This is a genomic window from Siphonobacter aquaeclarae (assembly GCF_900103285.1).
GTDB lineage: Bacteria > Bacteroidota > Bacteroidia > Cytophagales > Spirosomataceae > Siphonobacter > Siphonobacter aquaeclarae.
The window spans coordinates 707,738-729,367 of sequence record NZ_FNGS01000002.1; the positions used below are offsets into that span (position 1 = coordinate 707,738).

General features: G+C 54.7%; 21 protein-coding genes. 13 read left to right on the forward strand and 8 right to left on the reverse strand.

Annotation, left to right across the window (positions count from 1 at the left end; translation table 11 throughout):
* Positions 1–23: 23 nt before the first annotated feature.
* Entirely contained in the window at positions 24–203 is a 180-nt protein-coding gene (locus BLR09_RS06450) for a hypothetical protein (RefSeq protein WP_093199264.1), read from the forward strand.
* Here BLR09_RS06450 and BLR09_RS06455 read toward each other — a convergent pair whose 3' ends face one another.
* On the reverse strand, positions 204–3,149 hold the full coding sequence (locus BLR09_RS06455) for a PAS domain S-box protein (protein WP_093199267.1): 2,946 nt from the start codon (positions 3,147–3,149) through the stop codon (positions 204–206).
* Positions 3,150–3,168: 19 nt separating this feature from the next.
* Positions 3,169–3,657, reverse strand: a complete 489-nt coding sequence (locus tag BLR09_RS06460) for a methylated-DNA--[protein]-cysteine S-methyltransferase (RefSeq protein WP_093199270.1) — start codon at positions 3,655–3,657, stop codon at positions 3,169–3,171.
* A 190-nt stretch (positions 3,658–3,847) separates the two neighbouring features.
* Here BLR09_RS06460 and rsmA point away from each other — a divergent pair, with 190 nt between their 5' ends.
* The 7 genes from rsmA (at position 3,848) to BLR09_RS06495 (ending at position 8,892) form a co-directional block, all read left to right on the forward strand.
* Positions 3,848–4,642 carry a 16S rRNA (adenine(1518)-N(6)/adenine(1519)-N(6))-dimethyltransferase RsmA gene (gene rsmA / locus BLR09_RS06465; protein ID WP_093199273.1) on the forward strand — a complete coding sequence of 265 codons (795 nt, stop codon included), beginning with the start codon at positions 3,848–3,850 and terminating at the stop codon, positions 4,640–4,642.
* Complete coding sequence (gene mgtE / locus BLR09_RS06470) at positions 4,632–5,993, forward strand: magnesium transporter (RefSeq protein WP_093199276.1); 1,362 nt, start codon at positions 4,632–4,634, stop codon at positions 5,991–5,993. The genes rsmA and mgtE overlap by 11 nt, the downstream gene beginning before the upstream one ends.
* A gap of 1 nt (position 5,994) precedes the next feature.
* On the forward strand, positions 5,995–6,447 hold the full coding sequence (gene dtd, locus BLR09_RS06475) for a D-aminoacyl-tRNA deacylase (protein ID WP_093199278.1): 453 nt from the start codon (positions 5,995–5,997) through the stop codon (positions 6,445–6,447).
* A complete protein-coding gene (locus BLR09_RS06480; protein ID WP_093199280.1) occupies positions 6,444–6,782 on the forward strand; it encodes a nucleotide pyrophosphohydrolase in 339 nt (112 codons plus the stop codon). The genes dtd and BLR09_RS06480 overlap by 4 nt, the downstream gene beginning before the upstream one ends.
* A gap of 213 nt (positions 6,783–6,995) precedes the next feature.
* Entirely contained in the window at positions 6,996–7,379 is a 384-nt protein-coding gene (locus tag BLR09_RS06485) for a response regulator (protein WP_093199284.1), read from the forward strand.
* 65 nt (positions 7,380–7,444) lie between these two features.
* Positions 7,445–8,209 carry an MBL fold metallo-hydrolase gene (locus BLR09_RS06490; protein WP_093199287.1) on the forward strand — a complete coding sequence of 255 codons (765 nt, stop codon included), beginning with the start codon at positions 7,445–7,447 and terminating at the stop codon, positions 8,207–8,209.
* 11 nt (positions 8,210–8,220) lie between these two features.
* Positions 8,221–8,892, forward strand: a complete 672-nt coding sequence (locus BLR09_RS06495; protein ID WP_093199290.1) for an HAD family hydrolase — start codon at positions 8,221–8,223, stop codon at positions 8,890–8,892.
* Positions 8,893–8,981: 89 nt separating this feature from the next.
* Here BLR09_RS06495 and glmM read toward each other — a convergent pair whose 3' ends face one another.
* Positions 8,982–10,373 carry a phosphoglucosamine mutase gene (gene glmM / locus BLR09_RS06500; protein ID WP_093199293.1) on the reverse strand — a complete coding sequence of 464 codons (1,392 nt, stop codon included), beginning with the start codon at positions 10,371–10,373 and terminating at the stop codon, positions 8,982–8,984.
* Between the two features lie 160 nt (positions 10,374–10,533).
* Here glmM and yidD point away from each other — a divergent pair, with 160 nt between their 5' ends.
* The 3 genes from yidD (at position 10,534) to BLR09_RS06515 (ending at position 12,284) form a co-directional block, all read left to right on the forward strand.
* The gene (gene yidD / locus BLR09_RS06505; RefSeq protein ID WP_093199296.1) at positions 10,534–10,743 is read left to right on the forward strand and encodes a membrane protein insertion efficiency factor YidD; all 210 of its coding nucleotides are present in this window, start codon (positions 10,534–10,536) and stop codon (positions 10,741–10,743) included.
* A gap of 81 nt (positions 10,744–10,824) precedes the next feature.
* Complete coding sequence (locus tag BLR09_RS06510; protein ID WP_093199299.1) at positions 10,825–11,766, forward strand: bifunctional helix-turn-helix transcriptional regulator/GNAT family N-acetyltransferase; 942 nt, start codon at positions 10,825–10,827, stop codon at positions 11,764–11,766.
* Positions 11,763–12,284, forward strand: a complete 522-nt coding sequence (locus BLR09_RS06515) for a GNAT family N-acetyltransferase (RefSeq protein WP_093199301.1) — start codon at positions 11,763–11,765, stop codon at positions 12,282–12,284. Before BLR09_RS06510 ends, BLR09_RS06515 begins: the two co-directional genes overlap by 4 nt.
* On the opposite strand, the gene BLR09_RS06520 is transcribed toward BLR09_RS06515, so the two are convergent.
* The 3 genes from BLR09_RS06520 to BLR09_RS06530 form a co-directional block, all read right to left on the reverse strand.
* Positions 12,245–13,282, reverse strand: a complete 1,038-nt coding sequence (locus BLR09_RS06520) for a glycosyltransferase family 2 protein (RefSeq protein WP_093199304.1) — start codon at positions 13,280–13,282, stop codon at positions 12,245–12,247. The two genes, BLR09_RS06515 and BLR09_RS06520, sit on opposite strands and share 40 nt — an antisense overlap.
* A gap of 59 nt (positions 13,283–13,341) precedes the next feature.
* On the reverse strand, positions 13,342–13,674 hold the full coding sequence (locus BLR09_RS06525; RefSeq protein ID WP_093199717.1) for a YbaB/EbfC family nucleoid-associated protein: 333 nt from the start codon (positions 13,672–13,674) through the stop codon (positions 13,342–13,344).
* Positions 13,675–13,810: 136 nt separating this feature from the next.
* Positions 13,811–15,832, reverse strand: coding sequence for a T9SS type B sorting domain-containing protein (locus tag BLR09_RS06530; protein WP_093199306.1), 2,022 nt, complete (start codon positions 15,830–15,832; stop codon positions 13,811–13,813).
* A gap of 190 nt (positions 15,833–16,022) precedes the next feature.
* On the opposite strand from BLR09_RS06530, the gene BLR09_RS06535 reads away from it, so the two are divergent.
* Complete coding sequence (locus BLR09_RS06535; protein ID WP_093199309.1) at positions 16,023–17,252, forward strand: bifunctional 3,4-dihydroxy-2-butanone-4-phosphate synthase/GTP cyclohydrolase II; 1,230 nt, start codon at positions 16,023–16,025, stop codon at positions 17,250–17,252.
* 280 nt (positions 17,253–17,532) lie between these two features.
* Entirely contained in the window at positions 17,533–18,102 is a 570-nt protein-coding gene (locus BLR09_RS06540) for a hypothetical protein (RefSeq protein ID WP_143011037.1), read from the forward strand.
* Between the two features lie 101 nt (positions 18,103–18,203).
* Here BLR09_RS06540 and BLR09_RS06545 read toward each other — a convergent pair whose 3' ends face one another.
* The gene (locus tag BLR09_RS06545) at positions 18,204–19,103 is read right to left on the reverse strand and encodes a DUF4249 domain-containing protein (RefSeq protein ID WP_093199313.1); all 900 of its coding nucleotides are present in this window, start codon (positions 19,101–19,103) and stop codon (positions 18,204–18,206) included.
* A 2-nt stretch (positions 19,104–19,105) separates the two neighbouring features.
* Positions 19,106–21,466, reverse strand: a complete 2,361-nt coding sequence (locus BLR09_RS06550; RefSeq protein WP_093199314.1) for a TonB-dependent receptor — start codon at positions 21,464–21,466, stop codon at positions 19,106–19,108.
* Between the last annotated feature and the right edge of the window lie 164 nt (positions 21,467–21,630).

The window sequence follows — 21,630 nt, forward strand, 5'->3', positions numbered from 1 at the left end:
CCCCTGACAAATAACTCACTGTTATGGGACGACTGCCTGACCGTTCGCGCTACGTTACGACCGGCGCCATCATCTTTAACATTATCTTCATTCTCGCCTACCCGATTATTGCGCTGTTTTACCTGACGTTCAATATTCTGGTATGGATTCTCTCGATTCCTTCGCGAATCTGGGCATTTGTGGCGCGGAAAATCCGCTCCTGATTATTCCAGCATTTGCAGGACGTCCGGATAGGTTTTCTGAAACCGGGCGTATTCCTCTTCGATCGGCGGGAATTCCTCTTCGAACGTACTGAAATTCCCTACCTTGGTTTTCAGCTCCAGGGTTTTCACGGTTTCATGCAGGCGATGAATACCCAGCGTGCCCGCATTTCCTTTGAGGGTGTGGAGGTTGGACTCTACCGTTTGCAGGTCCCGGCTTTCGTAAGCTTCTTTCGCAGCCCGGATCTGTTCTTCCGCTTCCTGTTCAAATTCCGCAAAAACCTGTTCGACCATTTCCTTACCCGCCAGGCCGGCCAGTTGCCTGACTACGCCCAGGTCGTAAAGGTCTTCGATTCCGGCGGGCGCGGCAACAGGTTCCGGTACTTCCGGCGTCACCTCCAGTACCTCCTTCACGCGCTTCGCCGCGAGGCGATCTACCCATTCTTTTACTTTCAGGACCAGGATTTCGGCGCGGATGGGTTTTGAGACGTAATCGTTCATCCCCTGACTCAGAAACCGCTCCCGATCCTCTTTCATCGAATACGCCGTCATCGCCAATACCGGCGGCAGCGCTTCTCCAAATTGCGCACGGAGCGCGTGAGTCGTTTCCAGCCCGTCCATATCCGGCATCTGAATATCCATCAGAACCAGGTCAAACAACTGACTGCCATCGGGATCCCCGCCGTTCCGGGCGAAGGCATCCTCCATCAGGCTGATTGCCTTCCGGCCTGAATCAGCGGTAGTTACCTCACAACCGGCCTTAATCAGAATTTCGCTGGCTACTTTCCGGTTGACAGCGTTGTCGTCGACCAATAAGATCAACGGCCGCTCGGCCGACAGGTACCCCGCGATCTGGAATTCATCCGCGTACTTTTTCTCCTGCAGCGGAGCAATCATGGTTTCCTTCAGTTCGACTGTGAACCAGAAGGTACTACCCCTTCCTACTTCCGACTCCACGCCCATTTCTCCGCGCATCAACCGGGATAGCTCCCGTGAAATGGCCAGTCCGAGGCCGGTACCGCCGAACGACTTCCGGGTGGTATTGTCCAGTTGCTGAAACGCGCCGAAGAGTTGCTTCAGGCCTTCCGGCGGAATACCGATTCCGCTGTCTTCTACTTCTACCCGGATCCGATGCCACTTGCCGTGCACGGAGAGGTTTTGCACCAGTACCCTGACGCTTCCTCCTTCGGTAAACTTCAACGCGTTGGACGTCAGGTTGGAAAGTATCTGCAGCAGACGGGTTTCATCGGCGATGATGTATTTCGGCAGATTTTCACCCAGCTCGTATGTCAGCGTATTGTGGCGGTTGCGGGCCGTTTGACTGAAAAGACTGATGAGCTTGTCGAATACGCTCCGGAATTCAAACGGGGCTTCGTGCAGCACCATTTTTCCGGCTTCGATTTTCGACAGGTCCAGAATATCGTTGAGGATATTGAGCAGGGTTTCGGACGAACGTTTGATGGTATGAACGTACTCCTTCTGCTCCTGATCGAGCGCGGTACTGCCGAGAAGATCGATCATCCCGATGACGCCGTTCATCGGCGTCCGGATTTCGTGAGACATGTTGGCGAGGAAGCGTTCCTTCACCTTCAGGGAGCGTTCAGCTTCCTCCTTCGCCTTCAGCAGTTCACGCGCGGATCGCTTCAGCGGGGTAATGTCCCGGGCAATGCCTGCGACTTCCTCGATGCTTCCGTCGGCCAGCAAAATAGGGTTCAGGTATACCTCAAACCAGATTTCGTCGCCGTGCCGGAGGTGTTCCATGTGGACTTCAAACGACTCCGCTTTCCCGCGGAAGGCCGTTTTGTATTTGTCCTCCATCACCTTCCGGTTCGCCGCATCCATGAGTTTCCAGGCAAATTGATCGGTCGATACATTGACCTGGGGAGGCATAGACAACTGTTGCTGGATCAGGTTCAGGTAGTTGTCGTTGAACGAGGTAAGCTGCAGCCGGCGGTTGACCGTCCACATCAGGTGACTCGACGATTCGAAGATGGCGTGCAGACGGGCCGTCTGTTTCCCCAGCTCCGCCTCCGCCTGCTTCCGCTCGATGGCGACTGCTACCTGCCCGGAGACGAATTCGAGCAGTTCCAGGTCCCGGATATCGAACTTATTGGTCCGCTCGTAGGATTTAACGCCGATGATCCCCGTAATCCGGTCGCCGATCCGCAGCGGCACGCACAGCATGACCTTCGGAATCTGTCCGTAGATATACAAAATACGCTGCCGGGCCAGCTCCTGAATTTCAGACTCGGTCAGCATCAGCGGCCGGTTGGCTACAATCGCATATTCCGTCAGGCCGTTTCCAAGTTTCCGTTTGGTGAAGCGGAGGTTTCCCTTGAAGTACTCATCGACATAGTACGGAAAATACAGGTAGCTCTTCGACGGCTCATACAGAGCAATGAAGAAGTTTTTGGTATCAATGACCTTCCCCAGCTCCACGTGAATGAAGTGGTAGAGGTCGTCCAGGCTGCGGGTCGACAGCGTCGAGTTGGCAATCTGGTAATACAGATTCTGAGCGTTTTCCGCCCGGTTGCGCGCCGTCGAATCGTGAAAAATACACCGGAAAAGAATGGGCGCTCCCTGCTCGTCATACCGGCAGCTGACGGACCCGGTAAGGTATACCCGCCGGCCGTCCTTTCTCCGGTAAACCGCCTCAAAATCAGGTATCTGCTCTCCGTTTTTCACCCGGTCAAACCGGGCGAGCGTTTCCTCCATGAACTCCGGATGAATGACATCCTGGAGCGTCATCTGGTTCAGTTCTGCCGAGCGGTAACCGATAGCATCCTTCCAGGCCTTGTTGACATACAGGAACCGGCCCTGCAGGTCGACCATCTGGATAAGGTCTGTGGTATTCCGGATGAGGTCCTGAAGTTCGGAGGAGGCTGAATTGAGGGGCAGCCCCGGAGAGGTCTGCCGAAGAGTGGGTACGGATTCTGTCACTTTTGTCATGTACAATACTGGATACGCTCTAGAATAACCAGAGCTGGCCTACGCCCGAATACCGCTGCTCGTGCTGGAGCAGCCACCTCTTCCGCCATATCTCCCAGGCGTATCCGACAGGACGCCCGTCGGAACCGATTACCCGGTGGCAGGGCACGATCAGGGCGATGTGGTTCTTCGCATTGGCCGCTGCCACCGCGCGGGTAGCTTTTTCATCGCCCGTTTCCCGGGCAAGGGCTATGTAGGAAATGGTCCCGGCATAGGGCAGGTTCCGCAGCTGCTGCCAGACTTTCTGCTGAAAGGCTGTGCCTTCGAGCGACAGCGGCAGATCAAACGCTTTCCGCTTTCCCGCAAAATACTCATTCAGCTGAAACTGAACGTCTCCCAGCAAGGGATGAAATACCTGCTTTCCCCGTTCGGAAACAAACCGGCTTGAAGTCAGTTTCTCCGATGTAGCCCTGAGCTCCATCCAGCCCAGCGGCGATTCATAGTAGGATACGTAAGGCGGAGTTTCCATCCCTGGAAAAGATTATCACGGCTGATTTTCGCTAAAACTACAAAAAATCAAGGTAATTTTGGCAGAAGTCCCTGCGGACCCGCACCCCGTTTTCTCCTGCCTCCCCGTTTCGTTTTCTCCCCTGCCCCCGGGCAGGTTGCAGCTTCCGGACAGAGCCGGAAAACCAGGGTCCCTTTTGAATAGTGATGGAATGAAAGTCAAAGCAAAAAAACACCTAGGACAGCATTTTCTACGGGACCTGCATGCCTGCGAACGGATCGCCGACCTCCTGTCGGGTTTCGGCGATTACCGGTATGTACTCGAGATCGGGCCCGGCATGGGCGTGCTGACCCAGTTTCTGCTCCGGAAACCTGAATACGAAGTTCACGTTGTTGAAATCGATACCGAGTCTGTCGCCTACCTGAAGGAGCATTATCCCGATCTGACACCCCGCATTCACGGGCGAGATTTTCTCCGCTGGGACCTGTCGGATTTTGCGCCGGGCGAACGTTTCGCTGTCATCGGCAATTTCCCGTATAATATCTCCAGCCAGATCTTTTTCAAGATTCTGGAACACCGCGACCGGATTCCGGAAGTAGGTTGTATGCTCCAGAAGGAAGTAGCCCAGCGGATCGCGTCGCCTCCCGGCGGAAAGGAGTACGGTATCCTGAGCGTACTGCTCCAGGCCTTTTACGACATCAAGTACCAGTTTACCGTACCTCCGGGTGCATTCGACCCGCCGCCGAAGGTACAGTCGGGCGTGATCCGGCTTCAGCGCAACGCGACGGAGCGACTGGACTGCGACGAAAAACTCTTCTTTCAGGTCGTCAAAACCGCCTTCAACCAACGGCGGAAAACCCTCCGCAACGCGCTCAAGCCCCTGGGCGTGGTCATTGAACACCCCCTGCTCGACCTGCGTGCCGAGCGACTGGGCGTCGCGGAGTTTGTCGAACTGACCCGTCTCATTCAGAAAAACAGAGCTTCCGAGGAAGGAAATGGCGTTTGAGCTGACGAAAGAATACGTCGAAAAACTCGCCCTGGCCGCGGAAAACCGGGATACGGAAACCGTTCGGACCGACCTGAGCGAGCTTTTCGCTGCTGATATTTCGGTTGTCCTCAAAGAACTGGACGGACCGCAGGCACACTATGTCCTGACCCAGCTGGATACCGAAAAAGGAGCCGAGGTACTGGCGGAATACGAGCCCGACGACCGCCGGGAGCTTCTCCGGTACTTTGATTCCGGGGAAATCGCCCGGTACGTCAATATTCTGGACTCGGACGATGCCGTGGACCTGCTCAAAGAACAACCCATCCGCATCCGCGAGGAAGTAATTGCCCTGGTCGAAGACCGGGAGCAGGCCCGCTTCATCCTCGACCTCCTTCCCTATGAACCGGATACTGCCGGCGGGCTGATGCAGAAAGAGCTCGTCCGGATCAATGTCCGCCAGACTGTCACGGAATGCGTAGAAGAAATCCGGCGCCAGGCGCAGGACGTGGAGAAAGTATATACCGTGTATGTCATTGACGACGACGAAACCCTCCTCGGTATCGTCTCGCTGAAAGACATTATCCTGGCTAAACGCGGCAGCCGGATCGAACAGGTTTATAACCAGGATGTTATTTACGCATCGACCTACGACCCGGCCGAAAACGTCGCCGAGCTCATGCGCCGGTATGACCTGGATGCCCTTCCCGTCGTCAATGTACAGAAGCGCCTGCTCGGCCAGATCACGATTGACGACGTCGTCGATGTCATCACGGAACAGGCACAGGAAGATATTGCTGCCATTACCGGGGTATCCGAGGAAGTAGAGGAAGACGACTCCGTCTGGAAAATCACCCGCTCCCGCCTGCCCTGGCTCGGAATCGGTATGATCGGCAGCCTGATGGCGGCCAAGTTCCTCGGCATATTCGAGCATGACCTGCTGCTGATGGTTCCGGCGCTGGCGCTGTTTATTCCGATCATCGGGTCTACAGGCGGTAATGTGGGTATACAGTCCTCTTCCTTCATGGTGCAGATTCTGAGCGATAAATCCGGCATCAGCGGAGGTGAGCTCTGGCCCCGGATGCTGAAAATCCTGTCGGTATCGGTGCTGAAGGGCCTGCTGATTGCTGTTTTTGTTTTCCTGGTAACCTTTCTCCTGCTGGCGCACCCGCTCAAGCTGGCGATGGTCGTCTCGATTTCCCTGCTGGGTGTCGTGCTGCTCTCTTCGTTTACGGGTACGGTGACGCCTATTCTGCTGGATCGCTTCGGCGTGAATCCTTCCGTCGCGTCAGGACCTTTCATCACGACTGCCAACGACTTTCTCGGGTACAGCGTCTATTTCGGGATTGCTGACTTGCTTTACCATCTGTAAAATGATTGCTGTGATTCAACGGGTGACGGAAGCGTCCGTTACCATCGACGGAACCGTTCGCGGCGCGATCGGAACCGGATTTCTGATTCTCCTCGGGGTCACCCACGCCGACGGGCGCGAGGATCTTGAATGGCTCGCTAAAAAAATCGTGAATCTCCGGATTTTCGGTGACGACGAAGGGAAGATGAACCTCGACCTGAAAGCTGTTGACGGAGACATCCTGCTCGTCAGCCAGTTTACCCTCCATGCCAGTACCAAAAAAGGCAACCGGCCGAGCTACATCGATGCCGCGCGGCCGGAAGTAGCCATACCGCTTTACGAAGCGATGATTGCCGAACTGGCAAAAGAACTCGGCAAGCCAATTCAAACGGGTGAATTCGGAGCGGATATGAAAGTCCGCCTCCTCAACGATGGCCCCGTGACTATACTCATTGACTCCAAAAACCGGATATGACACTCGAAGCAGCCCAGCAGACCGTCGATACCTGGATCAAAACCGTCGGCGTGCGCTATTTCAACGAACTGACGAATACGGCTATCCTCATGGAAGAGGTCGGAGAAGTAGCCCGTATCATGGCCCGGCGGTATGGTGAACAATCCGAAAAGGAATCGGACAAGGGAAAAGACCTCGGAGACGAGCTGGCTGACGTCCTCTGGATTGTCCTTTGCCTGGCCAATCAGACCGGCGTAAACCTCACGGAAGCCTTCGCCCGGAACCTGGAAAAGAAAACCGGGCGCGATGCGACACGCCACCTGAATAATCCTAAATTGCAGTCCGGAGACGAATAAGCTTGCATTTTTCAGGGTATTTTGCCCGTGAATGCCGTCTTAGGAGAAAAACCGGCTGCGTCCCGCACCGACCGGGAAAGGATCCGGGAGCCGGAAGAGCAGTATCCCGGCCGATCAACAGTGCAGGACAATCTCTGACATTTTTCGGGGCGGATCTATTGATTTTAGCTGTTAATTCGCCTTTATTTTCAATTCGAAACCAATTTTACGCCAATGGCCTTCAAACGCGTCCTTATTGCCGAAGACAGCTCTGTCATTCAAAACCTGGCCAAAAAAATTCTTGAGTTCCAAAATTTCGAGATCACGTCGGTGAAAAACGGCGAGCAGGTTCTGCAACTCCTCGAAAAGGAATCGTTTGATATCATCCTCCTGGACATCAACATGCCCGTCATGGACGGCATGGAGTGCGCCCGTCAGGTACGCAAGCTGGCAGACCCCGCAAAAGCGAAGACCCCGATCGTCGCCATCACGGGAAATGCCCGCAACTACTCACCCGACGAATTCAAGTCGGCCGGTTTTGACGATATCCTCATCAAGCCGCTCAATTTCGACGCCCTCGTGGCCAAAGTCCGCGAATTCACCGGCGGCGAAGAGTAGTTCCAGCCTTTGATTTTTCAGTAGCGGAAGCGAACTCTCCGGGGTTCGCTTCCCGTTGTTCGGGTATGACGATTACCATCCTCGGTACGGGTACTTCTCAGGGCGTTCCGGTCATCGGCTGCGATTGCGATGTCTGCCGTTCGCTGGATTTCCGGGACAAGCGCCTGCGGGTTTCCGTCCACGTCGAATCAGAAGGCCGGAGCCTGGTCATTGATACCGGTCCCGACTTCCGGACCCAGGCACTGCGCGAGCGTATCCGTCACCTGGATGCCGTCCTCTTCACCCACGCACACAAGGACCATACCGCCGGCCTGGACGATGTCCGTCCCTTCAACTTCCGGCAGAATACGGATATTCCACTGTATGGACAGGCTGCCGTTCTCGAACAGATTCGTGTGGAGTTCGCCTATGCGTTTGCCGAGCATAAGTACCCGGGTATTCCCCGGCTGGAACTCAACCCAATCGGTAATGAGGTTTTTTCCATCCTCGGACTGGATATTCTGCCCGTGGAAGTCATGCATCACCGGCTACCGGTATTCGGGTACCGCATTGGCGACTTCGTCTATATTACCGATGCCAACTTTATCCCCCCGGCTGAGCTTGAAAAAATCCGGGGCTGCAAAATACTCGTTCTCAATGCCTTACAGCGCGGACCGAAGCATATCTCTCATTTTACCCTTCCGGAGGCCCTTGAAGTCATCGACCAGATACGGCCGGAGGCGGCGTACCTGACGCACATCAGCCACAAAATGGGCCTCCATCAGGAGGTAGAAGCCAGCCTGCCGCCGGGCGTATACCTGGCGTACGACGGGCTGCGGTTTTCCCTGTAATCCTTCTTTTTATGACGAATGAACTGATTCCGACGGCTGCGCTCTTCGACATGGACGGAGTCATCGTCGATAACATGGCCTACCACGAAGTAGCCTGGCAGGCGTTCTGTGACGCGCACGGCATTCCGTTCAGCCGGGAGACTTACTATTCGCAACTCAACGGAAAAAATGCCCTGGATTCCTTTACGTTTCTCCTCGGACGAACGCCTTCACCGGAAGAACTGAAAACCCTGACCGACGAAAAGGAAGAGTTGTACCGGAAGAATTACGGGCCGTTTCTGGTCCCGGCCGACGGCCTCGTCGGATTCCTGCATATGCTCCGGGACCGCGGGGTTAAAACGGCCGTCGCCACCTCCGCTCCCATCGAAAACGTCCTTTTTACGATTGACGGAACGGGTATCCGCTCGCTTTTTGATGTTGTCGTAGACGCATCCATGGTCACGAACGGCAAGCCCGCACCGGATATCTACCTCAAGGCAGCGGAGCTGGTCGGCGTACAGCACGATCGCTGCGTCGTCTTTGAAGATGCATTATTGGGTATTCAGGCCGGAAAAGCGGCAGGTATGAAAGTAGTTGGGATCGCTACCAGCCATACTCCGGAAGAACTTGCACCATTAACCGACGGCGTCATGCACGACTTCCGGGAAATCGACTGGGAGCATTTTGAAGGCCTGCTGGCGTAGGGACGTTTGAAAAAGTTTAGGGTTTAGTGTTTGGAGTTATGGGTATCCCAACTCTAAACACTAAACCCTAAACTTTTTCAAACTCTCCTCTAAAGCGTCGCGACAACTTCTTTGATATCCTGGATAATCTTCTTGGCCAGGTTTTCGGCTTTCGTCATGAAGTCTGACTCGGAATAAATGCGGATAATCGGCTCCGTATTCGACTTCCGGAGGTGTACCCATTCGTTGCCGAATTCGATCTTGACACCGTCTTCCGTATTGATCGGCTGCCGGGCATAGCGGCTCTGGATTTTCTCCAGAACGAGGTCTACGTTCAGTTCCGGCGTCAGCTCGATCTTATTCTTCGAAATGTAGTAGTTCGGGTAGGTACGACGCAGGGCCGTAATGGATTTGCCAAATTTGGCCAGGTGCGTCAGGAACAGGGCGATACCCACGAGGGCGTCGCGTCCGTAGTGCAATTCGGGGTAGATGATACCGCCGTTGCCTTCACCGCCGATGACGGCGCCGACCTCCTTCATTTTCGTTACCACGTTAACTTCTCCAACGGGCGCCGAGAAATGCGATCCGCCAGCCTTCAGGGTCACGTCGCGCAGGGCGATGGTCGACGACAGGTTCGAAACCGTATTACCCGGCGTATGGCGCAGAATGTAATCGGCCACGGCCACCAGGGTATATTCTTCGCCGAACGTCTCTCCGTCTTCACAAACAAGAGCGAGGCGGTCTACGTCAGGGTCTACGACAATGCCAAGGTCGTGCTTGCCGTTGCGGAGTTCTTTGCGGATATCCGTGAGGTGTTCCGGCAGGGGTTCGGGGTTGTGCGCAAACAGGCCTGTGGGCTCGCAGTGCAGGCGTACGATCTTCCGGACGCCGAGGGCTTCGAGCAGCATCGGCACGGCAATACCGCCGGACGAGTTAACAGCGTCGACAACGATGCTGAAGTCGGCCGATTGCACCGCAATCTTGTCTACCAGCGGCAGTGCCAGGATCGCGTCAATGTGTTTGCGGAGATAGGTATCGTCTTCCCGGTAGCTGCCGAGTTTTTTGACGTCCACAAACGAAAAGTCTTCCGCCTCCGCCAGGGCCAGCACGGCTGCTCCTTCCGAAGCCGAGATAAATTCTCCCTTAGCGTTGAGGAGTTTCAGTGCATTCCATTGAATAGGGTTGTGACTTGCGGTGAGGATGATCCCGCCCGCAGCATTTTCAAGAGGTACGGCGATTTCGACGGTTGGCGTCGTCGAAAGACCCAGATCCACCACATCCAGTCCAAGGCCCTGCAGGGTTGCCGAAACCAGGCGAACAGCCATTTCTCCCGATAAACGGGCGTCCCGACCGATCACAATTTTCTGGTTTTCAGGTGAATTCCGCTTGAGCCAGGTACCGAAAGCGGCAGAGAACTTCACAATGTCCACCGGCGTCAGGGCTTCACCTACGTTCCCGCCAATGGTTCCCCGTATCCCGGAGATAGATTTAATCAACGTCACGATGCGCGCAAGTTTGAGGAAGAATTGCAGGGGTTACCCGGCAAAAGTAATAAAATATTCTGTTGTTCCTAGTCCTTAAAATGGATGGAGTAAATCAACCGGTCCTGTCCCTCCGCTTTGTCCTTTTTACTTATCTTGCGGAAAAGATCGGCCCTCAAAAATGAGACAATTTTTCATTATACTGATACGAATTTATCAGGGCGCTTTGTCTCCCTATTTGGGAAATTCCTGCCGGTATACGCCCACCTGCTCCCAATACGCCGTTCAGGCCATCGATAAATACGGCCCCTGGAAAGGGAGCTGGCTGGCGCTCCGCCGGATTTCCCGCTGCCACCCCTGGGGCGGTCACGGGTATGATCCTGTTCCCTGATTTTTTTCCTTTTCCTGCTGCTTTCTTGTTTAAGAAAATATCTCCGTAGATATTTGCGTAATCAATTACGTAATTATTTAGATGGATATCCTCGCACAACTCGGACCGCTTGCGTTTGTCAGCCGGATGCGCCGGCTCGGCGATCAGATCAATACCCAGGCGGCGAATGTCTACCGGCAGTATGGTCTGGATTTTGATCCCAAATGCTTCCCCGTTTTCTGGTCGCTTGCGGAAGTCGGCCCGATGGCTGTCACGGAACTGGCCGAGCAGCTCGGGTTTTCCCATCCTGCCATTATTCAGATCGCGAAACAGCTGGAAACGGAAGGCCTGATCCGGTCTGAAAAATCCGATACGGACAAGCGCAAACGTATTCTCCGCCTTTCCGAAAAAGGAGAGCAACTATTACCGGAATTCCGGAAGGTATGGGAATACATCCGGTCGGTCAACGAAACGATGATTGCCGGTCGCCGGCATAACCTCCTCTGGGCCATCGAAGAGATCGAGAGCTATCTCGCCGAATGCGACTATACCACCCGCTTCAGCGACTACCTGAAAGACCGGCAACTGGAAGAAGTGGAGATTGTGGATTATCGTCCGGAATGGGCGCACCGCTTCCGGGAATTGAACCTGGAGTGGATCAGCCGGTATTTTACCGTCGAAGAGCACGACCTCGAACAGCTCGATCATCCCGAAAAAATACGGGCAGACGGCGGCGCAGTCCTCTTTGCCCGGTACCGGGGTGAGATCGTCGGTACGGTGGCGCTCGTCGCCGATCAGCCGGGTATCTATGAAATGGCAAAGATGGCTGTCTCACCGGCCGTTCAGGGCAAGCAAATCGGCAAGAAACTGGGCTTCGCCCTGCTGGACAAGGCCCGTTCGCTCGGCGCCCGGCAGGTATGGCTGGAATCGAATACCGCCCTCACGCCGGCGCTGGAACTGTACCGGAAACTGGGTTTTTACAAAGTGGAAATGAGCCCGTCCCCCTATCAGCGGGCCAACATCAAAATGTGCTACGATTTATGATCATCCGACTTGCTACCGAAACCGACCTCCCGGCGTTGCTGCGCCTCGTGGAGCGGGTAGTGCCTGTCATGCGGGCATCCGGTAACCTGCAGTGGGACGCAGGCTACCCCAACGCCGGTGTCTTTCTCGCCGATATTCAGCAACAGCAGTTATGGGTAGCGGAAGCCGACGGAGAGGTCGCCGGCGTAGCTGCCCTGACCACGCAGCAGGACGAAGAATATGCCCAGTTGGGCTGGGATCTGACGGAACAGGCCATCGTCACCCACCGGCTGGCGGTAGATCCCGGATTTCAGGGCCGCGGCATTGCAAGACGGCTACTGGAAAAGGCAGAAGAAATCGCGCTGGAACGAGGTATCTCCGTTCTCCGCGTCGATACCAACACGGAAAACAAGGCTACGCAACAGCTTTTTCCGCGGATGGGCTACCAGCCGGCAGGCGAACTAACCCTGCATTTCCGGCCGGGACTGCGTTTCCTGGGTTACGAAAAAAGGCTGTCGTCCGGAGGAAGTGCAGAATAGGTTTTGATTCCCTGAAGAAAATACGCGCGTAAAATACTGCGTCCATACAACGGAATAACTGTGCCGTTTTCACGCAGCGGAGCCAGCGCGCGGCGCTTCCGGCGCCAGCCTGCCCAGCGGGCATAGAAAGCAAAATGCGCCCGTGCTACCGCCCAGCAGTGCTTCGGAAAGCCCGAAACGAGGAAGTAAATACCGGCGACGCCATCCAGTACCAGGCGAAGGAATATCACACCTGCCAGGCGGTTGTCGGGCAGGTTTTTGTATAACATCGCGAGGCTGTTGTGAAAGTTCAGGAAGGTTTTCCTCGGACTTTGGTAATCGAGTGTACCGCCTCCGACGTGGTAAACGACAGAATCTCCCGAAGCCCATACTTCCAGTCCTGCCAGGTGAAACCGCCAGCACAGGTCGATTTCTTCCATATGCGCGAAGAAATCGCCGTCAAATCCGCCGAGCTGGTGATAGGCTTCGGACCGCACAATCATACACGCGCCGCTCGCCCAGAAGCATCTGATCGGCGGCGTATTGTACTGCCCTTTGTCTTCTTCGCGGGTATCGAACAAGCGTCCGCGGGTAAACGGATACCCGAGCACGTCGAGAAATCCGCCGACACCTCCGGCGTGTTCGAAGTAGTTCTGCCGGTTGTAGTCAAGGATTTTGGGCTGTACAGCGGCAATGACCGGGTTCGATTCGATGAGGTCAAGCAGCGGCGTCAGCCACCCCTCCGTTACTTCAATATCCGAATTGAGCAGGCAGTAATACGTCGCGTTTACTTCCTTCAGCGCTTCGTTGTAGCCCTGCGCATACCCGTGATTGAGCGGGAAATGGATTTGCCGGATTTCCGGATAATACTGATGAAGAAAATCGACGGAATCGTCCGTCGAATCATTGTCAGCCACATACACCGGGTACCCGTGCGAATGCTTCAGCACTGAAGGCAGAAATTTCTCGAGGTACTTTTTCCCGTTGTAATTGAGGATGACGATGGCAAGCGTATGCATATAATAGATTGGAACAACGGCTCTGCGTGTCCAATTCCGTCTAGAATAGGGTGAGTATATTACCGACCGAACAGGCCTTCCATTCCGGGAATATTCGGCAGCAGGCCGTCTGTCGCCTGACGCAGGTGCTCGGCGGCTTTGGCTTCCACGGCCTCAAGCGCTTTGTTGGTTGCGGCGACGATCAGGTCACGCAGCATCTCGGTATCTTCGGGTTTGACCAGATCAGGGTCGATTTCCAGGCTGACCAGCTGCTTACGGCCGTTTACGGTGGCCTTGACGAGGCCGGCGCCGGCTTCTGCCGTTTCCGTGAGCGTATGCAGTGATTCCTGGGCTTCTTTCATGCGGGCCTGAAGCTCCTTCACCTTGCCCATCATGCCTAACATATCGAACATTTTCGTGGCTTTTGAGAGTGATGTATGTGCGGTTCCGGCTCGGAACGGGCATAAAGCACCTGTTCCTTCGCCCGTATTCCGGCGGGCAAAGGTAGCCAATTACGCGTGAAAAACGGGTTAACAACGCAAAAAGAGCTTAGCGAATGAGGCGAAAGACACCCCGCTTGGTAAAGGAATCTCCGGACGTACTCTCCACGTCAAGCCGGTAGGCGTAGTTGCCCTGCGGAGCGTCCTTGCCGTTTACCCTGCCGTTCCAGCCGTCGCTGAGTTTCTGGGTAGATATGTTGAAATCGTGCGAGGAGTAGATCGGATTTCCCCAGCTGTCAAAAACCGTCAGCTTCATTTTCGCGACGTTCAGGACGGTAGGCTGAAAGACATCGTGCGTGTTGTCTCCGTTTGGCGTGAACGCATCCGGAACATACACCTTCATGACTTCCCGGAGTTCGACAACGTTCGACCAGCTGATCTGCCCCGATACCGATGATGCCTCCACGCGGAACCGCGCATCCGCAGGCAGGGAAGTACCAATCGCCGAAAGATCTACCTGGCGTCCCAGCCCGATATCCTGGGCAAAGATTACATTCCCGTTTCCGTCCAATACCTGGATAATGTAACGGTCAATGTCTTCCAGAAACGGGCTCGAGGCTGTCCACGTCAGCGCGCTTCCGCTCTGCCGCAGGAATATCGTACAAACAGACCCTGATGCTTCGGAAGTATTCCCGCATTGGTTCCGGTAAACCATCTGGTAGCAATACGACCGGGATGTTGGCTCAGCCGTGCCGTCGAGGTACGGCTGCTTCGTAATATTGTCTTCTATCTCGGAAAACCCGCCGCCGTTATCAGCGCGGCTGATCTGAACCAGACGGGCGCGTTGACCGGCCGGTATCTCCCAATCGTACTGCACCTTCGCGTCGACGACGGATACATAAGAAGACGTCACGGCTTCCGGCTTGTCAGTACCGGTGTTACCCGGAACACAGATTTCCTGCGACAGCGAGTTCATGCTCCCGATCTTCGCCGTTACCCGGTAGCAATACTCCGTCCCGCAGGCTACGCTGGTATCCGTATAGGTAGTGGTACCGATCGCCGTAATCGGGGGAATGGTCGTTCCGCCATTGGTAACGGTATAGGATTCAAACCCTCCGCCGGACGGATAGGCTGTCCATTTCAGCGTGTTTTTCTTGTTGGCAGACGATACCGTCAGCGGAACCGAGCAGATCTCCTGGGATTGAATCGGCGTGGCGCAGAGGCTTTTCGCGCGGACGACGAAGCAGTATTGTTTGGTATTGTCCAGGTCTGTCAGTGTCAGGGAAGAGGTATTATCTCCCGAAGAGACGCCCGTTCCGACATACGTACCACCTGGCTCTTTCCGAAAAATTTCCTGTTCAACACCCTGCGGTCCGACGAACTGCAGCGAGGCCGTAGTAGGGCCGGTCAGCACCAGTTGGGTAATCGACGGAGGGCCGGTAACACCCGGATTGGTTTCGCCCTGCAGGGGAAGCAGTGAACCAATGGGATTGGAACTGCAGCTGCCATCGGAATTCTGCCCCGTGATGGTGACCTCCTTCATTCCCGGGTAATTGGTATAGGTATGGGTGATGGTTGCCGGAAGCGCCGTTTGGTTAACGGAGGTGGTGCCTCCGTCAGCCCAGTCGATCACCATCACATCATAGCTGTTCCGGCTGCTTTTCGGGATATAGACGATGGCTTCTCCCGGCTTGCAGACGGCCATGGTAAACTCGGGTTCGGGCCGGGGTTTCACTTCTACGGTCTGGCAGGAATACAACCCGCCGTTTCCGCCACTGGTCGCTCCGGTCAGAATCAGCGCATAGGTTCCGGGGGCATTATAGGTGTGAGACGTGATTCGCTCCTTTCCGGGAGGCTCAGAGGTGCGTAAGTCGAACGTATCCGATTTGAATTCATAATAAAACCCCGAGAGCGATCCGTTTCCGGCCAGATCCTCCACATACAGCAGCTGACCCTGGCATACTTTCAGCACATCCGTCGATGTCCCTGTAATGACTTTCTGGCTGGCGTTGGGGTTGCCTACTCTGATACCAAGCTTTCCCGTCTGTTGCGTACCCAGCACATGGCTCGGGCACTGGGCCCAGCCATTCAACGCAATTCCGACGAACAGTATCAGGAGACGTAGGTTCATATGACGTACGATAACGGGTCAAATTTGAAGGAATCCTGCCATCAATCCAAAATAGGGCAGTAGTTTTGGCGGACAGACCGGCAGCGAAACCTATCGCCGCCGGAACGTGTTATCCCGGAAACTTAACGGAATCACACGTCCCTCATATATACGGCGCAAAAGAAAGTAGCGTCAGTAACTGGTGACTCTTATGGAAGAAAGTCCGATCCGGCTCGATCGTATCGAAGATGCGATCGAAGATATCAAGGCCGGAAAACTGATTATCGTCGTGGACGACGAGGACCGCGAGAACGAAGGCGATATGATCTGTGCCTCAGAGCTTATCACGCCGGAAATCATCAATTTCATGACCAAGGAGGCACGTGGGCTGATCTGTACCTCCCTGACCGAAAAACGGTGTGACGAGCTCCGCCTCAACATGATGGTGGGCCAGAATACCTCCAACCATGAAACGGCGTTTACGGTGTCTGTTGACTTGCTTGGAAACGGTTGTACGACGGGTATTTCCGCTACCGACCGCGCCAAAACGATCCTGGCACTGGTTGATTCTGAAACCCGCCCGGAAGACCTCGGCCGCCCCGGACATATTTTTCCCCTGAAAGCCCGCACGGAAGGCGTCCTGCGCCGTCCCGGACATACCGAAGCCGCTATGGATTTTGCTATCCTGGCCGGTCTTCAGCCTTCGGGCACCATGGTGGAAGTCCTCAGCGACGATGGTACCATGGCCCGGCTGCCGGAACTCCGGCAGATCGCCGACCGGTTCGGCATGAAACTCGTCAGCATCAAGGACCTGATTGCTTACCGCCTGCGGACCGAATCCCTCATCAAAAGAGAAATAGGTGTTGATATGCCGACCCAGTGGGGAGATTTTAGTCTTATCGCGTATACACAGGTCGCGACGGGAGATACACACCTCGCCCTCGTCAAGGGAGAGTGGGCGCCGGGCGAACCCGTCCTGACCCGCGTTCACAGCTCCTGCGTCACCGGAGATATCTTCGGTTCCTGCCGCTGCGATTGCGGGGGGCAGCTTCACCGGGCGATGACAATGGTTGAAGAAGCCGGAAAGGGCGTCGTCCTCTATATGTTTCAGGAAGGACGCGGCATCGGGCTGCTCAATAAACTCAAAGCCTACAAGCTGCAGGAAATGGGTCGCGATACGGTGGAAGCCAACCTGGAACTGGGTTTCAAAATGGACGAACGGGATTACGGCGTGGGCGCACAAATCCTCCGGGATCTCGGCGTTTCCAAGCTCCGCCTCATGTCCAACAATCCGAAAAAACGGAATGCTCTGGCCGGATATGGTCTCGAAATCACGGAGACCGTCCCCATCGAAATTCCTTCCAATCCGCACAACGAGCGGTACCTGGCGACCAAGCGGGATAAAATGGGTCACTTACTTCAAGGGTTAAAGCCTGTCTAAGGTTAACCTATTACGAAGAAGGTCCCGTCAACAGCGGGACCTTTTTTTGCTCCTACCCTTCCCTACGCCGCTGATCATCAGACTTCAACCCGAAAATAATTTTGCAAGAGGCGTTGGAAAACCCCGGCAAAGCCGGCACATTTGTTGTATTAATTCAATAAAAAATTGAAATTAATACATATTCAAAACGAATATTATTGGTTCAAAAATGCCTTCCGGCAGGGATTATTCTTCGATTCCATCCTCCTTTAAGCGATTTGCCATGAAAACCTTTATCTGCGTGAAATTTTCTTTGGCTTTCCTGTTTCTTTTGGCTGTTTCGGCGGCTTCCGGCGGACCCGTTTCCGATGGGTGGCATTCGGGCAAAGTAGAACTGCAAACCGGCGAGTGGCTGACCGGCGAGCTGCACTTCAAGCCCGAGCTCGGTCTGCTTGAATTCAGCATGGACGGCGTCCTGTCGACATTGTCCGCGCAGAAGGTCGCTTCCTTCTACTACTTCGAGCCTGAAAGCAATCGTGTCAGGAACTTCATCGTCGAGCAATCTGAAGAAAGCGGCCGGCTGGTACCGTCGTTTTTTGAGGTATTGGTCGACGGCCGCATCCGCCTTCTCGGCAAAGAGCAGCCTCAGCGGCTTTCCTGGCACCACAGCGCAAAAGAACCCGCGCGGATGACCTATTTCTTTCAGACTCCCGACGGCGCCATCGAAAAGTACCGCGGGCGCCTGCATCAGATTTATGCCGTATTGACCGATCGCCGGGACGAGGTATCATTTTTTGTCCGGCGGATCAACTGGTATCAACTGGAAGAAAAACCGGTCGTTGAGTTGTTCCGCTACTGCAATGCGCTGTAGGTAACGGAGCGGAAGGTACCGGGCTTCTCGTATATTCTTTCACGAACAAAAAAACACCACAGCTCAACGCTGTGGTGTTTCGATAAAACGATTCGTTTCCGTCAGGGTTTCGGACGGGCTTCTTCTTTCCGGACAACCGTCGTAAACTTCGAAATAGCAGAAGCACCGAACCATCCGAGTGCCCTGGGGCCATCAGCACGAACATTGTTGAGGTTCGTCTGTACGTTCGCCGGAGCTGTTGCAAACAACCCCTGATTGCCAGCTTCTGCCTTGATCGCATTCAGAAAGTAAAATGCCGCCTGATTGATGCTGTATAATTCTACGCGGATGGTGTCCTTTTCGCTGAAGAGTTTATTGACGTTGATCGACTGGCGGATCGGGCGGATGAATATCAGGCCGTCAGTAGCAGCGCCGGCGCTGAACCCGGCATCGTAGGCCGTGGTAATATCCAGACCGCTGTTGTCATAACGAACGCCATTCTTAAACGTCTTAACCCAGTAGCAGTCGCCTGCACCAGTCAGATCACGTCCAAAAAATTCAGCAACGTACCCTTCCTTGGGGCCTTTGTCGGGGGCAATGGTGGGCTTGTCGTAGTAATACGTGATAGAATCCAGCGGTGGCACCCGCTTGATTTCAGTCAGCGCCTCGTATGATTCGTTGGCATAGCCAACCTTCAGGGTATACTTGCCACCGAGGCGACCGATCTTTTCACTGCCGGCGGGGCGCCAGTAGTAGTTTCCGTCGCCTTTTTCGTCCACAAAAGGATATACTTTTCCGAGGTCGTCGGTTACGGAGACGGTTGCTCCCGTTGCCGGTTTCGCGGCAGTATTATTGAAGTAATTCTGGGAAAGCGTCAGCCGAACGCGCTGAGCGCCGGGTTGATCGGAAATCCAGCCGTCGACCACGAGGCGTATCGGACCGGTTTCTGTCTTCAGGTCGATGACTTCCTGGCATGAAGTCAGCCCTGCTACTGCGAAAAGAAAAAGAATAAGGCGTTTCATGGCTAAAATTTGAAGTTATAGGTAATCGATGGGATGAGAGAACCGATGACGGAGAAGCGCACGGCTTCGGTCACGAGGGGATTGTCCTCGTTCTGGCGGGTAAAGACCGAGAACGGGTTCTTCCGGGCATACACGTTGTAAATGGAGTATACCCATTCCGCATCTCCTTTTCCGAACAGCTTCTTTTTGGCTTTGACGGTGACAGCCAGGTCCAGGCGGTGGTACCACGGAATCCGGCTGCCGTTCCGGCTGTCGTTGTCGTTATTACCGATGATGATGTTGTCGAATTCGTACCGGCTGGTCGGGTAAGTAGCCGGCGTACCGGACGACGCCGCAAAATTAGCCGAGAGCGTTACGCGCTTGTTGAGCTGGTAAATTCCGACGGCTGTCAGGTTATGGGTTTTGTCGAAACGGGCGGCAAACCAATCGTTGTTATTGATACCGTTGACTTTGCGCTCGGTTCTCGACAGCGTATAGCTGATCCAACCCGTCAGGTCACCCTCGTTCTTCTTCACGAAAAACTCGGCGCCATAGGCCCGACCGATTCCATACAGCAGGTCGCCTTCGAGGTATCGGTTCAGCAGCAGATCCGAGCGGCGAACATAGTCGATCTGGTTATCCATCTTCTTGTAATACCCTTCCACGCTGAATTCGTAGGCATTGTCCTTGAAGTTCTGGAACCAGCCCAGCGCTACCTGGTCAGCAATTTCCGGCTTGATGTTATAAGACGACAGGGTCCATACGTCAAGCGGAGACGATGCCGCGGTATTCGACAGCAGGTGGAGGTACTGCGCCATCCGGTTGTAGCTGACTTTGACAGACGCGCGCGGACCTACGTCTACTTTGGCTGAAAAACGAGGCTCCCAGTTGCCATAGTCTTTGATGACACCCTTTTCGACACGGCGGCCGGGCAGGTTCGGCTCCTGGCGATCGCCGGGAACTACCGTCGTATAGTCGATCACGTCGCCGGGGCCGAGTGAACGGAAGTACGAGTAGCGGAGGCCATACTGCAACGTTACGCCGCTTCCGATTTTCTGTTCATTGGCCACATACAGGGCTGATTCGTCGCCATTACGCCCTTCGAGGCTGATATCCGTGCGTTGCCCGGCAGAAACACCATATGCTTTGCCCGGGTCGGAGATATAGCGGATGTATTGTCCGCCGAAGGTCAGCTGATTATTCGGCGTCAGGAAGTAGGTGAAATCTGCCTTTCCGCTGCCGCTTTTGATCTCGGAATCCCACTTGAAGGAATCCCGGGGGTTGTTGTTGGTACCAAGGGAATAGGTATACCGGGAATAGTAGGTCGTCAGGTTAAGGAAGAGCCGGTTGTTAAAGACGTGGTTCCAGCGGGCCGAAAGGGTCGCATTCCCCCAGTTGAAGCCGAATTCCTTGCTGCCGAAATTATCCCGACCGAAGTATCCCGATACGTACACGGTGTTTTTGTCGTTGAAATGGACGTTTCCTTTCGCCGTCAGGTCATAGAAATTGAAGATGGCCCCCTTGAGGTCACCGGAAAGGAACGGTTTGGCGAGGATGTCGGCATATGACCGCCGGCCGGCCACAATAAAGGATCCTTTGCCTTTGAATAAGGGACGCTCATAGGTCAGACGACTGAAAATCAGGCCCAGCCCACCGTCGATTTGCTGCTTTTTGGCGTTTCCTTCTTTCATCCGTACGTCGAGGATCGATGAAATCCGTCCGCCATAATTTGCCGGAATGCCGCCTTTCACGAGCTTGACATCTTTCACGGCATCGGGATTGAAGACCGAGAAGAACCCGAAAAGGTGGGAAGAATTGTACACCGGGGCTTCGTCGAGGAGGATGAGGTTTTGCCCGACATCGCCGCCCCGTACGTTGAAGCCGGAAGCGCCTTCGCCGACGGTCGACACGCCCGGCAGCAGTTGAATACTGCGAACGAGGTCGACTTCACCGAGCAGCGCCGGCATCTGGCGAATCGTCTTGATGTCGATTTTGTTAACCGACATTTCCACAGACTTGACATTCTCGTCGTCACGCCGGGTAGACACGACGACGTCCTGGAGTTGGACGCCCTCTTCTTTCAGTTCGAGGTTGAGCTTGGCGTCCTGGGTCGACAGGTCCACTTCCCTTTCCACCCGCTGATAGCCCACGTAGGTAAACACGGCGGTGTATTTGCCTTTGGGAAGCGTAATGGAATAGAAGCCGTAGTTGTTGGTTGTTACGCCGGTGGCCTTCTCTTTGATGAAGACCGAAACGCCGATCAGGCCTTCTCCGTTGGCGGCGTCCTTGACGTAGCCGGAGACAGTTGTTTTTTCAGGAGATTGTCCGAGGGATGCGAAGGCCAGAAGGCATCCGAGTATCCAGATGGGTAAGAAAGGTTTCATAAATTAACGTCGAACCGTTCATGGCTCTGAAACGGGGTGACTTTTTCAGGATAGTGAAAAATTGACACGCAAAGATGTTCGATAAATGGATCAATGGCCCGTTTTTGGGACAACCGGGCCAAAGCGGAGACAACCGGCAAACAAAAAACCCCCGGTCGGTGACC